The 12,611-nt window shown below is 55.4% G+C and carries 14 protein-coding genes; 6 read left to right on the top strand and 8 right to left on the bottom strand.

The window, feature by feature from the left end:
* Window positions 1-2: 2 nt before the first annotated feature.
* Window positions 3-941, bottom strand: a complete 939-nt coding sequence (locus tag V8L71_RS10050) for a LysR family transcriptional regulator (protein ID WP_336274057.1) — start codon at window positions 939-941, stop codon at window positions 3-5.
* 147 nt (window positions 942-1,088) lie between these two features.
* On the opposite strand from V8L71_RS10050, the gene trpB reads away from it, so the two are divergent.
* The 5 genes from trpB to V8L71_RS10025 all read left to right on the top strand — a co-directional run bounded on the left by trpB (window position 1,089) and on the right by V8L71_RS10025 (window position 6,045).
* A complete protein-coding gene (trpB, locus tag V8L71_RS10045; RefSeq protein WP_336274056.1) occupies window positions 1,089-2,318 on the top strand; it encodes a tryptophan synthase subunit beta in 1,230 nt (409 codons plus the stop codon).
* Between the two features lie 20 nt (window positions 2,319-2,338).
* Window positions 2,339-3,178, top strand: a complete 840-nt coding sequence (trpA, locus tag V8L71_RS10040; protein WP_336274055.1) for a tryptophan synthase subunit alpha — start codon at window positions 2,339-2,341, stop codon at window positions 3,176-3,178.
* A gap of 308 nt (window positions 3,179-3,486) precedes the next feature.
* Window positions 3,487-4,536 carry an SDR family oxidoreductase gene (locus V8L71_RS10035; protein WP_336274054.1) on the top strand — a complete coding sequence of 350 codons (1,050 nt, stop codon included), beginning with the start codon at window positions 3,487-3,489 and terminating at the stop codon, window positions 4,534-4,536.
* A gap of 360 nt (window positions 4,537-4,896) precedes the next feature.
* Entirely contained in the window at window positions 4,897-5,217 is a 321-nt protein-coding gene (locus tag V8L71_RS10030) for a hypothetical protein (RefSeq protein WP_336274053.1), read from the top strand.
* A 108-nt stretch (window positions 5,218-5,325) separates the two neighbouring features.
* On the top strand, window positions 5,326-6,045 hold the full coding sequence (locus V8L71_RS10025) for a YrhK family protein (RefSeq protein WP_336274052.1): 720 nt from the start codon (window positions 5,326-5,328) through the stop codon (window positions 6,043-6,045).
* A 141-nt stretch (window positions 6,046-6,186) separates the two neighbouring features.
* Here V8L71_RS10025 and V8L71_RS10020 read toward each other — a convergent pair whose 3' ends face one another.
* Both V8L71_RS10020 and V8L71_RS10015 read right to left on the bottom strand, forming a co-directional pair.
* Window positions 6,187-6,960 carry an SDR family oxidoreductase gene (locus tag V8L71_RS10020; RefSeq protein WP_336274051.1) on the bottom strand — a complete coding sequence of 258 codons (774 nt, stop codon included), beginning with the start codon at window positions 6,958-6,960 and terminating at the stop codon, window positions 6,187-6,189.
* Entirely contained in the window at window positions 6,960-7,286 is a 327-nt protein-coding gene (locus tag V8L71_RS10015) for a nuclear transport factor 2 family protein (RefSeq protein ID WP_336274050.1), read from the bottom strand. Before V8L71_RS10015 ends, V8L71_RS10020 begins: the two co-directional genes overlap by 1 nt.
* A gap of 92 nt (window positions 7,287-7,378) precedes the next feature.
* On the opposite strand from V8L71_RS10015, the gene V8L71_RS10010 reads away from it, so the two are divergent.
* Window positions 7,379-7,753: a winged helix-turn-helix transcriptional regulator gene (locus V8L71_RS10010; protein WP_336274049.1), complete on the top strand. Its 375-nt coding sequence runs from the start codon at window positions 7,379-7,381 to the stop codon at window positions 7,751-7,753.
* A gap of 195 nt (window positions 7,754-7,948) precedes the next feature.
* On the opposite strand, the gene V8L71_RS10005 is transcribed toward V8L71_RS10010, so the two are convergent.
* From V8L71_RS10005 to phnC, 5 genes are read right to left on the bottom strand one after another with little or no spacing between them, the layout of a single operon-like run.
* On the bottom strand, window positions 7,949-8,809 hold the full coding sequence (locus tag V8L71_RS10005; protein ID WP_336274048.1) for a LysR family transcriptional regulator: 861 nt from the start codon (window positions 8,807-8,809) through the stop codon (window positions 7,949-7,951).
* Window positions 8,803-9,813, bottom strand: coding sequence for a phosphonate dehydrogenase (locus V8L71_RS10000; protein ID WP_336274047.1), 1,011 nt, complete (start codon window positions 9,811-9,813; stop codon window positions 8,803-8,805). Before V8L71_RS10000 ends, V8L71_RS10005 begins: the two co-directional genes overlap by 7 nt.
* Before the next feature lie 9 nt (window positions 9,814-9,822).
* Window positions 9,823-10,653 (bottom strand): phosphonate ABC transporter, permease protein PhnE, encoded by an 831-nt coding sequence (phnE, locus tag V8L71_RS09995; RefSeq protein ID WP_336274046.1) that lies wholly within the window; start codon window positions 10,651-10,653, stop codon window positions 9,823-9,825.
* Between the two features lie 9 nt (window positions 10,654-10,662).
* Window positions 10,663-11,532 carry a phosphate/phosphite/phosphonate ABC transporter substrate-binding protein gene (gene phnD, locus V8L71_RS09990; RefSeq protein ID WP_336274045.1) on the bottom strand — a complete coding sequence of 290 codons (870 nt, stop codon included), beginning with the start codon at window positions 11,530-11,532 and terminating at the stop codon, window positions 10,663-10,665.
* Window positions 11,529-12,374 carry a phosphonate ABC transporter ATP-binding protein gene (phnC, locus tag V8L71_RS09985; RefSeq protein WP_336274044.1) on the bottom strand — a complete coding sequence of 282 codons (846 nt, stop codon included), beginning with the start codon at window positions 12,372-12,374 and terminating at the stop codon, window positions 11,529-11,531. Before phnC ends, phnD begins: the two co-directional genes overlap by 4 nt.
* Between the last annotated feature and the right edge of the window lie 237 nt (window positions 12,375-12,611).

Genomic DNA, 12,611 nt, shown 5'->3' with positions numbered 1-12,611 from the left:
TGCTAAACGCTATTGAGAGTTAATGCACTGCGTTGATCAGTTGCCAACTCCCGCTTGAGCCACTCTGCAAGTGGCTCGCTGCGGCGGGATTGAGTGAGAACGTTGGTTTGGCTGGGCAACCACAGGCAAAGACGAGCAGGAGTCTGAATACTTCCCCAGGGGGCCACCAGCCTGCCACTTTTCAGGTCGTCTTCTACCAACAACTTGGGGGCGATCGCCACGCCCAAGCCCGCCACCGCCGCTTCCATCAAGTAGTAAAGGTGATCGAACCCCTGGCCTTTGCTTAGCGCCGTTTCAAGCTGTGCCAGATCCAGCCCTTTGGCAGTGGCCCACTGCGGCCACGCCTGGGGGCGCGAGGATGTATATAAAAGCTTATTGGCAAGCAGCGATTCGGGGTTGGTCGCATCGCACTGGGCCGCCAGCTGCGGGCTTGCTACTGCACATATCTGCTCCGCCATCAGCTCGAATACCTCAACACCCGCAGGCCAGGGAGGCTCGGCAAACGCTAGGGTGGCGCTGGCATCCGTTTGCGTACCCGGCTGTTCGCTTTCGCTCACCACGACTTTTAGCTTGAGCTCAGGCAGCTCGCGGTGCAGGCGATCCAGGCGGGGAATCAACCAGCGTGCTAGCAGGCTGCCAGGGCAGGCGAGAGTAAAGGGGGCTTCTTCCACATCACGTTTGAGCGCTGCGCAACTATCCTTGAGACGGTCGAACGCCTCTCCCACGCCGATTTGCAGCTTTTCGCCATGTGGCGTAAGCGCAATGCCTCGGCCCGCTTTGGCAAAAAGCGCGACACCAAAATGATCATCCAGGCTCTTTAACTGGCGGCTGACCGCGCCGTGAGTCACGTTTAGCTCATCGGCAGCGGCGGTCACGCTACCCAAACGGGCGGTGGCTTCAAAGGCGCGCAAGGCGCTAAGCGGCGGCATGCTGTGTTGCATGGGCTATCCTGCTGATAGTTGATTTTAACTCACGTGTTGCTGACATCTTATCGATTTTTATCTCCCCCTGCTTGCGCTACTTTCATTTCATTGTTTTTCACTGAGCTGTTTTTACTGAACAGTTCGATAACGCATTCAGAGGTCGCGATGAATCAACCTGTCGATGTATCCAAGAGCATGCCCGATGCCAATGGCCTATTTGGCAGCTTCGGTGGCCGCTTTGTCGCCGAAACGCTGATGCCACTGATTTTAGAGCTGCAAGACGAATACACCACTGCCAAGAACGACCCCGAATTCCAGCGCCAATTGGCCTATTTTCAGGGTGATTATGTGGGGCGGCCAAGCCCGCTCTACTTTGCCGAGCGGCTGACCGAGCACTTTGGCGGTGCGAGTATTTACTTGAAGCGCGAAGAGCTGAATCACACCGGCGCGCACAAGATCAACAACTGCATTGGTCAGGTGTTGTTGGCCAAGCAGATGGGTAAAAAACGCATCATCGCGGAAACCGGTGCAGGCATGCACGGCGTTGCCACCGCTACCGTTGCGGCGCGCTTTGGTTTGCCTTGTGTCATCTACATGGGTGCCACCGACATCGAGCGTCAGCAGCCCAACGTATTCCGTATGAAGCTGCTGGGCGCGGAAGTGATCCCCGTTACCTCGGGCACCGGCACGCTAAAAGACGCCATGAACGAAGCGCTGCGCGACTGGGTAACGAATGTCGACGACACCTTCTACATCATTGGCACCGTGGCGGGGCCACACCCGTACCCGGCCATGGTACGTGACTTTCAGGCCGTGATCGGCCATGAAACCCGCGCCCAAATGCTGGAAAAGAAAGGTCGCCTGCCGGATTCGCTGGTGGCCTGCATTGGCGGCGGTTCAAACGCCTTGGGGCTGTTTCACCCCTTCCTTGATGACCTCGACGTGAAGATGATTGGCGTGGAAGCGGGTGGCAAGGGTGTTAAAAGCGGCCTGCATGCAGCCAGCCTGAATGGCGGCACGCCCGGCGTGCTGCACGGCAACCGCACTTACTTGCTGCAAAACGAAGATGGCCAAATTATCGATGCCCACTCGATTTCCGCCGGGTTGGACTATCCCGGTATCGGGCCAGAGCACGCCTGGTTGCACGAGCAGGGGCGGGTCGAGTACGTCTCTGCCACCGACGACGAAGCGCTAGAAGCGTTCCAGATTTGCTGTCAACAGGAGGGCATTATCCCCGCCCTGGAGACCGCCCATGCCCTGGCCGAAGTCGCCAAGCGCGCCCCCAACCTGCCCCGCGAGCATTTAATGGTGGTCAACCTTAGCGGCCGTGGTGACAAAGACATGATGAGCGTCGCCCATCACCTGGGTGAAAAATTCGGGGTTAAACAGCTATGAGCGCGGCACAGGAGAACGTCATGACCCATAAATCACGTCTTGAAAACTGCTTTGCTGCGCTCAAGCAGCAAAACCGCCCAGCGCTGGTGAGTTACCTCACCGCTGGCGATCCGGACGCCGACACCTCCCGCCGCCTGTTGCATGGGCTTCCAAAAGCGGGGGTGGATATCATCGAGCTCGGTATGCCATTCAGCGACCCCATGGCCGATGGCCCCGCTATCCAAAAAGCCGCGCTGCGTGCCTTGAATAACGGCCAGACCCAAGCCAAAACGCTGGAAATGGTACGTCGCTTCCGTGCAGAAGACAGCACCACGCCCATTGTGCTGATGGGCTACTATAACCCCATTTTCTGCTACGGCGTCGAGCGTTTCTTGACCGATGCCGCTAAGGCCGGGGTAGATGGTCTGATCGTGGTAGACCTGCCGCCCGAGCACGATGAGGAACTGTGCACGCCAGCGGCCACGCACGGCATTGATTTTATCCGCCTGGCCACGCCGACCACCGATGCCAAGCGCCTGCCCAAAGTGCTGGCCAACGCCTCGGGGTTTATCTACTACGTTTCCGTGGCGGGCGTCACCGGCGGCAGTGCGCCCACGCCAGAGCGGTTGGAAGGCGCAATAAATCAACTGCGCACACACACCGAACTGCCCATTGCCGTGGGCTTTGGTATTCGTACCGCCGAGCAGGCCGCCGCCATCGGCCGTTATAGCGATGCCGTGGTGGTAGGTTCTGCGTTGGTCGACTGTATTGAACACGCCAATACGCCCGATGAAGCCGTGGAGCGTGTGCATGGCCTAGTCAGTGAACTGGCAGAAAGCGTCAGGGCGTGTCGGGAAGTGAGTGAACCGCAAGCCTGCTGATAAAAGGTCAGTAAAGAGCGAGTTGTTGTGAGACAGGTATAAAAGCAGGCCATCGCGCCTGCTTTTTATTATTCATCTCTTGCCACTTTTCAAATTGCTTATTTAAATTTTGGTTTATAACTATCATTTTTTAAGTTTATGGCTTCTTTCGGTACTCCGCTTGGTAATCACCGTTATTCCAACTAGGGTCAATAGGGTTTTACACGAGCTGACGCATTTCCCTATTGCATACTCTATCAGGGATAGCACGCGCGTTTTAGGCCATGCGCCCAGAATGGATTCACGACGATTACTTATGGGGGATTACTATGAAGCCCGACAACACGTTTGACCCGACGCGCCGTCAAGTGGTGGGCGGCCTTGCTACTGGTATGGCGGCGGCTATGGCCGCTCCCGCGTTTGCCCAGTCATCTTCAACATCGCCGTCCGGTGGTTCAGGTAATACCTCAAATACCAACAACTCAGGAGGCACGTTAAACCAAATGCAGGATCCCAAAAGCAAGTACCCCACCCCCCCCTTTGAACGCCAGCCGCTAGATTGGCCTGGGCTTGCCAGTGACATGACACCGCGCCCAGACCACGGCGAAGAGAGTTATCGTGGCAGTGGTCGTTTAACCGGAAGAAGGGCACTGATTACCGGTGGAGATTCCGGCATTGGCCGTGCGGCCGCCATTGCCTATGCGCGTGAAGGCGCTGATGTGGCGATTAACTACCTGCCCGCGGAAGAGTCAGACGCGCGCGAAGTCATTGAGCTTATTGAAGCCGAAGGGCGTGCCGCGGCGGCTATTCCAGGTGATATCCGTGATGCATCGTTTTGTAGCGAGTTAGTGGAAAAGGCCGTTGAGCAATTAGGCGGGTTAGATATTTTGGTCAATAACGCTGGTCGCCAGCAGTGGCAGCCGTCGATTATGGATATTAGCCATGAAGCCTTCGACGACACCATGAAGACCAATCTGTATGCCATGTATTGGATCACCCAGGCGGCGATACCCCATATGGAGCCTGGGTCAGTGATCATTAATACCACCTCCGTGGTCGCTTACGATCCGCCTAAAATCCTACTCGATTACTCCATGACCAAAGCGGCCATCGTCGCGTTCACCAAAGCGCTGGCGAAGCAGCTTGCCGAGCAAGGCATTCGCGTCAACGGTGTCGCGCCCGGCCCGTTCTGGACCCCGCTTCAACCCAGCGGTGGCCAGCCACAAGACGCCGTGGAAACGTTTGGCGAAAGCACGCCGCTTGGTCGCCCCGGCCAGCCGGTAGAGTTGGCCGGTACTTACGTACTACTGGCCTCGTCAGAATCCAGCTACACCACCGGTAATATTCACGGCGCGGGCGGGGGTGCTGGTGATCCCTAAGCTTTTCTAACGGGTTTTTACTAATCTGTTTTTACTACCCTGCTTTTTTCGGGCCTGACCTTCAATGCTTCAGGCCCTTGCAGTGGCTGCTCGGTTCTTGGAATAGAGGCGGGCGCCAATTCTCTCTTTCTCAAGAATATTTGATAGCGTAGATTCCGTGCTATCGTGCTTTATGCTCATAAACTTTAAAAGACAAAGCGGAGCAGTTAGAGCACGACGATATATGAAGCATTTACGCTGTGTCACATGGGCAGAAAATGGTTTAAATATAGTCGATATAAAATAGTACTTATCAATGGTTGCGCCACCTATTAATGGCAGGCAATAACCATTAAAGCGTTTACAAACTAGAGAGAAACAATGGGAAAGCTCCTTTCACTAATCGTAATAGTAGCGCTTGGCTACACTGGTATTTACTTCTATTACGGCGTGGTCGTTGAGCGGGAAATCCAAGAACAGCTGGATGACCGTGGCCTCTCCGCTGTTAGCATTGATAACGTTGAGTATGATGTGCTGGCGCCCGTTAGTACCTCTGCTGAAATCGCTGTCACGGTCACTTATCGTGGCTCGCAAGCAACGCTGGATTTGGCAATGCAGGGCCACCCCCTGTTTTCTGATGAAGTCACGGTCGAATTTGATGGCCTACAGGCACTACGGCTGGGCATCAGCTTCGGGCAGTAAAATGCAATAGCCTACTAAACTACCGAGTGGCGTGGGCAAGCTTAATGAGTGTTTAAATCAGCGCTGGAACGGCCATTCTGTTAGCTCGTGTAAATGTAAGGACGTGATATGCCACATCACATCACTAACCGAAAACGCAGTTATCGAACGTCGTTACCCAAAGATAGTTTTTTATGGGAAGGCCTGAATGCTTCAGCCTATATCGCGGGTGCCGCTGCCTTTGTGGTAGGCAGTGTCTTTTTCCTGCCAGCCTTTGAGAACTACATGGCGGCGGGGGCCGGGCTGTTCATTTTGGGCTCGTTATTCTATCTAGCGGTGGCGGCAAACGATTGCATAGAAATCATCACCTATTACCGCCGTCACCCCTCGCACGGCAAGAAGACCATGCTCGAGTTTATAATGTCGGCAGGCTATATCATCGGCAGTGTACTGTTCCTGATAGGCAGCGCCTTGTTTCTGCCCAGCGTGGGCTGGGAAAGAGGGGGCGCCTGGTGCTTTATCGTTGGCAGTGTTCTGTTTACGATTGGCGCGACGGTCAACGTGACGCAGATCACTCAGGCGGGAACCTTAGTGGTCTTGCAGCTACTCAATGCTGTTGCCATCTCGTTTGTCATTGGCTCCATCCTGTTTTTGGCCGCCTCGATTCCTTATCTCTGGCCGAGCTATCAGACACCGCTTGCCCATGCACTGCACACCTATTTGGGTGCTCAGTTTATTTTCGCCAGCCTGCTGTTTCTCGCCGGAGGAGTCGTCAACTTCTACAGAGCCTATCGGGCTCACCAAGACCATCAACAAAACCCAGACGTAAAGAACCAGTACCTCACCTAATAAGGTTTATTGAACACCGGTTTTAATGGCTAATCGTCAGTAGGGCAATGTAGCTTGCGAACAATTGCTAGCCGTCATCGCAGACCGGGAAGCTATTAAGGGGGCGGTATAAACCACTCTCAAACCGCCCTCAGACCACCTTCAAACCACAGGCACCGTACCCCCATCGATCACGTACTCCGTTCCCGTGATGGTGGCTGCCAGCGGTGATGCCAGAAACGCAATCAGGTTGGCCACTTCTGCAGGCTTCGAAGGGCGGCCAATCGGGATGCCGCCCAGCGAATTCATGATGATCTGCTTGCCGCCTGCGTAATCGGTGCCTGCGTCGTGGGCAATCCGCTCGGCCAGCGCAACGGCGGCTTCTGTCTCGATCCAGCCCGGCGACACCCGAACCACACGCACCCCTTTGGGCGACACTTCCTTGGACAAGCTCTTGCTATAGGTGGAGAGCGCCGCCTTGGCAGCCGCATAGGCCGTGGTCGATTCGGGCAGGGGGAGCTCACGCTGAATGGAGGTCACGTGGATAATCACCCCATCGCCCTGGGCCAGCATGCCGGGCAGCAGGGCGCGATCCAAGCGCACGGCGGGGAACAGGTTGATGTCGAGCTCTCGCTGCCACTCTTCCTCCCCAAGGGCCGCGAACCCGCCGCCGGGGGCGGATGAACCACCCAGTACGTGAACGACAATATCCACGCCGCCCAAGCGATCGTTGACTGCATCGGCCACCGTGGCACAGCCTTCGGCCGTCGTCAGGTCAGCAGTTACAAACAGCTCCTCGGGCAGGTCGGCGGGGCGAGTACGGGCGGTTGTTAGCACTTGCGCGCCTTCCTCGCGAAAGAGTGCCACCGCGGCCGCACCAACCCCTTTGCTGCCGCCGGTGATCAATACGCGTCGCCCGTTCAAGTTCAGGTTCATTAGTGGATCTCCAATGACTGGATTTGCGACTCGGCAAGCTGGAAAGCATGGTCCAGTTGCACCGGGCTGCCGGGGAAGTTGCCGGTCACGGTGGCAGTTACCACCATTGTGTTGCCTTGTTGGGAAACACTGACTGGCTCGACGCGATACTCAATCTTCTCGCGGGTGGCGCGCATCCACGCTTGAATAGCGGTGTGCCCGCGGTGCGTCTCGCCTTCGTCGAACACACAGGCATCTTGAGTGAAGCAATCCGCAATGTGGGAGGCATCCGCACCGTTGCTGATGCTGAAGTAAGTAGTGATCGCGTCTGGCAGTGACAAGCTCATGATGGTCATCTCTCGCAAGGGTTAATATGCGAGAATCTTCTGCCTAGACTGACGCGTTATCAAGAACGCACAAAAAGGTAAGTGGCTCACCCATGAGAAAGATTTATACGCCCGCTACCGCCGCAAGCGATGTGGAAAATGTATTAAAAATGCTGGAAGGGCGCTGGAAGCTCATTATTCTCTTTCATCTCTTCGATGGAAAAGTGCAGCGCTACTCCGATTTCGAAAAACTCATCCCCGATATCTCCCAGAAAATGCTGGCCCAACAGCTGCGCCAACTGGAAGCGGATGGCATCGTGGCCCGTAAAGTCTATCCCCAGGTGCCGCCGAAAGTGGAGTACCGCCTGACCGAATGGGGGCAAACGCTCTGCCCGGCGCTGGATGCCTTGTTGAAATGGGCAGAGCAGAAAGACCACTTCAACGACCCTGCCGAGCAGAACGAACAAGACGATGCCGCCACCCTCTGAGAGCCGCCTAATGCACTACCGCACCATGACCATCAACGACTATGACGCCGCCATTGCCCTGTGGAGCGAAAGTGAAGGCGTGCGGCTGCGCGATGCCGATTAACGTTTCAGCGAAGCTTGCGGGGGTGGGTCTCAATGGCACCTATTCTTAGCCACCCACACGCCTTCCCTGGCTCTAAAGATGTCACTCAATTTTCACTGACATATATGGCTGACGAAAGTGGAAACTGGAGGTTGCCTTGCTAGAGCCTCAGGGCAAATGACCATCAGTTTTTTTGCCAATGCGGCATCACTGACCGGGATGGCACACAAGGTGCCCGCTTGAATCTCCTCTTCGACGCAAGCTGCCAGCACCAGTGATACGCCAAGGCCAGCTTTGACAGCCTGTTTAACCGCTTCGGTACTGCCCAGTTGCATTGAAACCTTCGGAAACGGCCCTCTTTCGCCAAAGAAATTTGCCAGCAACCGGCCAGTACCTGTTCCGGGTTCACCACCAAGCAAGCTCATTCCGGCAAGGGTTTCCCGGTCTATTTCATGCCAGCCCGCATAGGGGTGGTCTGGTCGGGTAATTAAAACCACGGGTTCCTGTCGCCAATCCTTTGCCTGGAAGCCAGGTTTCGGGTGCCACCACTCCATCACCGCTATATCCAGCTCGCCGCTAGTCAGTTGTCTAGCAATGTTAGGATTGTTATCAATCACAAGATCCAGCTCAGGTACCGCCGGAATGTTCTTGAACGTGCTCACGTAGGGCTGGAGCATGTAAATACCGATGTTGGAACTTGCCCCTACGCGTAAACGCGTACCGCTAACGACTTCTCGAGCACGCTCGTCCAGTTGCAACATACTAAGCGCTAGAGGCATAAGCGCCAGGGCTGCTTTGGTGGGCTCGCATCCAGCTTTACTGCGGCGTATCAACAGGGCACCTAGCTGTTCTTCGAGCTTTTGAATGTGCTGTGAAAGCGTGGGTTGTGCGATACCGAGAGCTTGGGCGGCGGCCTGAAAACGTCGGTGCTGAACCAGTGTGGTAAAACTTTTCAGCCAGACCAAGTTCAGCATGGAGTTGTCTCAGTGATAGTGGGCGAATTAGCCGCATCCTGAGGGCGTTCTCCTTGTAACGCTTGAAGAATGTTGTCGGCAGCACGCTGTTCAATCATCAGCCGCACATCCTGGACGGCAGAGCCAATGTGTGCCGTGAATAGCGTGTTGGGATGTGCTCGTAAGGTGGGGCAAATCTCTTGCGGGCGATCCTCTCGAGCCCAATCTTCCATTTCAAAAACATCCGCTGCGTAGCCGCCTAACTGCCCGGATTCCAGTGCTTCCAAAACGGCAGCTTCCTGCGCTACAGACCCCCGGCATGGGTTGATCAAAAAGGCGCCTGGTTTCATCAGGGCCAAGCGCGCAGAGTTCATGGTATGCAGGGTTTGTTTATTGAGCGGCAGGGCCAAAATGACAATGTCGGCTTGCCCGAGCAGCTCTTCAAGCGACTTGCGCGCCACGCCGAGGGTTTCCTCCTCCGCAGCGGGCAAGGCGTCTGGCTGAGAATACAGCAAGGTTGCCCCCCAGCCTTTGAGCCGCGTTGCCACAGCCTTGCCGATGGGCCCCATGCCGACGATACCCACGGTGGCGTCTGCAATCCCAAGCCCATAGAACGTTGGCTGCCACCCCCTGAACTGGCCAGAACGAACATACTCGTCGGCCGCCCGAACATGTCGGATTAGGCTGATGGTTAGCCCTATGGTGAGTTCAGCCGTTGGCACTGTCAGCAGGTCCGGTACGAAGGTCAGCCAAACACCATGACGCGTACAGGCTTCCACATCGAAATTATCGTATCCCTTCAGGGCAGCGCCAATGACTTTCAGCTTGGGGCAGCCAGCTAGAAATTCCTCGCTGACCCGATCCGGCATAAACACCATCATGCCATCTGCGGTTGCCGCGCGGGCCTTTACCTCGGCGGCGGGCAAGGTAGTGTCTGACTGGTTGGTGATTAATTCACAGCTCTGTTCCAGCCTTTCCAGCACACTGTTGTGTACCCGGTGGGTAATGAAAACCCTTGGTTTCATTTGATTTCCTTACTTGAATTTCTTACGAAGATGGCCGCTAAGGCTATCCACCATCGTCACCATAACGAGTATGACAATCAGGATGGCGCTGACTTCCTGATACTGCATGACGCGTAAAGAGCCCATTAGCTCGAAGCCGATCCCGCCGGCTCCCACCATGCCCATGACCGTCGAGGCGCGAAAATTGTATTCCCAGCGATAGATGGAGACATCGGCAAACTGCGGAAGAACCTGCGGCAGCACCGCGTGCCAGTGAACCTGTAAGCGAGTCGCGCCAGCGGCATTGGCGGCTTCCACTGGGGCTGGGTCGACATGCTCAATCGCTTCGGCAAAGAATTTACCCACCATGCCGATGGAATGAAGGCCGAGCGCTAGCACGCCCGGCAAGGCGCCAAAACCCACTGCCGCAACGAAGATAATGCCCATAATCAACTCGGGCACCGAGCGCAGAGCGTTTAGTAACGTGCGGGTCACGTGGAAGACCACGGGATGGGGCGAGGTATTGCGAGCGGCCAGGAACGCCAGGGGCACGGAAACGATGACCGCTATCGCCGTGCCAGCAATGCTCATGGCGAGCGTATCGACCAGCGGAGACATCCAATCCCTGGCATTGGTGAAATCGGGCGGTAGCGATTCACCCAGCAGGGTGGCGATGGCAGGAACCCCGTTGGCTAGGGTGCGAAAATCCAGCAAGTCCACGTACCAACTCGCCAGGAGAACCACTGCCAGTAACGAGCCCACTTGGAAGAGCTTACTCCGCCAGCCGCGCGCGTGTTCGGCCAGCACCGCGTCAGGAGAGAATGATGAAAGGGCCGGCGGATCCGTTTTGGTCTGATTCATAATGCCCCCTTACATCTTGGCGAAGTCAAGGTCGAGCAGACTACCCATTTCCCGGATCACATCGTAATCGGCGTCAGTGATAACGGCGAAACCTTCGGCTTTTAGGTTGCTCAGGATTTCTTCATCATCAATGCTAATGAAAGCGTCTTGTATCTCCTGCTTGAGTTCCGGGTTCAAGTTGGAACGCATCGCCCAGGGGTACTGCGGATACTCCCCACTGTGACCCAACACCCTAACCTTGCTGCGATCTATCAGGCCGCGGTCCATCACATGTTCAAAGATCACTTCCGATAGTCCCCCAGCATCTGCATTACCATTGGCAACGTTCACCGCCACGGCATCATGGGAGCCAACGAAATGGGCTTCATAGTCTTCGCCTGCTTCCAAACCAGCCGATTCAAGCAACACGGTTTTGGGAATCAGGTGGCTTGAAGTGGAGGCTCGGTCGCCATAGGCCATCTTCATGCCCTCGATATCGGCATAGGACTCAACGCCGGAATCGACATTGGCAATGATGATGGAGCGGTAGGTGGGCTTGCCATCTACAATCATGGCCGCAAAGGGCTCGATCTCGCTTTTGCTTTTTGCCATCACATAGGAGAGGGGTCCGAAGTAGGCGAGGTCGATGCGACCAAAGCGCATGGCTTCGATCATGGAGGAGTAATCTGTAGTGACGATTAGCTCAATTTCTTTGCCAAGCGTGCTTTCAAGATAGTCTTTCAATGGCTGGTTGCGTTTGATCAGTTCAGAAGCGTTTTCATCAGGGAGCAGCGCGACTTTTAACAGGTCTGGATTTGGATCAGAATCCGCAGCTGAGGCCGACACGGTCATTCCAGCCATAAGACAGATAGCGAAGAAAAAGCTGAATAGCGGTTTCATTGTGCAATCTCCAGTTTTATCGAAGGGGTATTCGCGGATTGAGGGGTGGGGTTGGTGGTTTCATCGGCTTCGGGCAAAACCCCTGGCGCACCGTGGTAAATCTCATCCAGGTGGCATTGCTGTAACTGTGCCGGGGCTGCATCGAAAACGATTTGGGCATTCGCTAAACCAATAATGCGGTCAGCAAACCGCTGGGCATATTCCAGCTGGTGCAGTGAAATAATGGCGGTAATACCATCTTCACGGCAGATGTCTCGCAGTAATGTAAGCACTCGCTCAGAGGTTGCCGGGTCAAGGCTGGCCACTGGCTCGTCCGCCAGGATCATGGCGGGCTGCTGCGCCAAGGCACGCGCAATGCCCACGCGTTGCTGCTGCCCTCCGGAAAGCTGATCGACCCTGGTAAGCGCCTTCTCAGCCAGGCCTACGCGATCCAGGCAGTGCAGGGCAAGCTCCTGTTCCTGCCTGGGTAGCGGAAACAAACTGCGCCAGGTGCTGTGGTAAGCAAGCCGACCCATCAGCACATTCTGGAGCGCAGTGTGGCGTTCAATGAGCTGATGGTGCTGGAAAACCATGGCGGTTTTGCACCGATGGCGGCGTACCGTAGTAATGGTTTCGAGTGCACCTAGTTCAGCCGATATCACTTTGCCGGTGCTGGGCCGCACCAAGTGGTTGAGGGAGCGCAGTAACGTAGATTTACCTGCACCGGAAAGACCGAGTAGAACCGTAAACTCCCCTTTGTGGAAATCAACGGTGGTGGGTCGGAGTGCGAGAACATTCCCAGGATATGTCACCCCCATTTTCTCGATGCGGAGCATTAAGTCAGAGGATTGAACAGGCTCCATTGGATCACCTTCTGCAATGTATGAGCTCACTTGATTGTGACTCACAATGCAACGTTAGCGCTCCTAGGTGACAAAGCTGTGTCATGCAGATGATAAGTTAATGACCATCAAAGGGGGCGGGTAGCATGTAATGACATAAGAAATTGGCGCTTTATAAGTTAAAAAAATTTAATGTTTCTGTGCGCGTGCCGATAATGCATTTTGCTTGGTATCAAGATGCGTTGGGTCTAAACGCTT

This window comes from Vreelandella indica (assembly GCF_037070225.1).
GTDB lineage: Bacteria > Pseudomonadota > Gammaproteobacteria > Pseudomonadales > Halomonadaceae > Vreelandella > Vreelandella arctica.
Note: the sequence above shows the minus strand (reverse complement) of the source record. Positions and strands in the feature narration are given on the sequence as shown.

Excerpts from the sequence above, each read along its gene's own strand:
- V8L71_RS10050 (WP_336274057.1), bottom strand. The coding sequence starts at position 941 with ATGCAACACAGCATGCCGCCGCTTAGCGCCTTGCGCGCCTTTGAAGCC.
- phnC (WP_336274044.1), bottom strand. The coding sequence starts at position 12,374 with ATGGAGCCTGTTCAATCCTCTGACTTAATGCTCCGCATCGAGAAAATG.
- V8L71_RS10005 (WP_336274048.1), bottom strand. The coding sequence starts at position 8,809 with ATGCTGAACTTGGTCTGGCTGAAAAGTTTTACCACACTGGTTCAGCAC.
- V8L71_RS10000 (WP_336274047.1), bottom strand. The coding sequence starts at position 9,813 with ATGAAACCAAGGGTTTTCATTACCCACCGGGTACACAACAGTGTGCTG.
- phnE (WP_336274046.1), bottom strand. The coding sequence starts at position 10,653 with ATGAATCAGACCAAAACGGATCCGCCGGCCCTTTCATCATTCTCTCCT.
- V8L71_RS10020 (WP_336274051.1), bottom strand. The coding sequence starts at position 6,960 with ATGAACCTGAACTTGAACGGGCGACGCGTATTGATCACCGGCGGCAGC.
- trpB (WP_336274056.1), top strand. The coding sequence starts at position 1,089 with ATGAATCAACCTGTCGATGTATCCAAGAGCATGCCCGATGCCAATGGC.
- V8L71_RS10010 (WP_336274049.1), top strand. The coding sequence starts at position 7,379 with ATGAGAAAGATTTATACGCCCGCTACCGCCGCAAGCGATGTGGAAAAT.
- V8L71_RS10030 (WP_336274053.1), top strand. The coding sequence starts at position 4,897 with ATGGGAAAGCTCCTTTCACTAATCGTAATAGTAGCGCTTGGCTACACT.
- trpA (WP_336274055.1), top strand. The coding sequence starts at position 2,339 with ATGACCCATAAATCACGTCTTGAAAACTGCTTTGCTGCGCTCAAGCAG.
- phnD (WP_336274045.1), bottom strand. The coding sequence starts at position 11,532 with ATGAAACCGCTATTCAGCTTTTTCTTCGCTATCTGTCTTATGGCTGGA.
- V8L71_RS10015 (WP_336274050.1), bottom strand. The coding sequence starts at position 7,286 with ATGAGCTTGTCACTGCCAGACGCGATCACTACTTACTTCAGCATCAGC.
- V8L71_RS10035 (WP_336274054.1), top strand. The coding sequence starts at position 3,487 with ATGAAGCCCGACAACACGTTTGACCCGACGCGCCGTCAAGTGGTGGGC.
- V8L71_RS10025 (WP_336274052.1), top strand. The coding sequence starts at position 5,326 with ATGCCACATCACATCACTAACCGAAAACGCAGTTATCGAACGTCGTTA.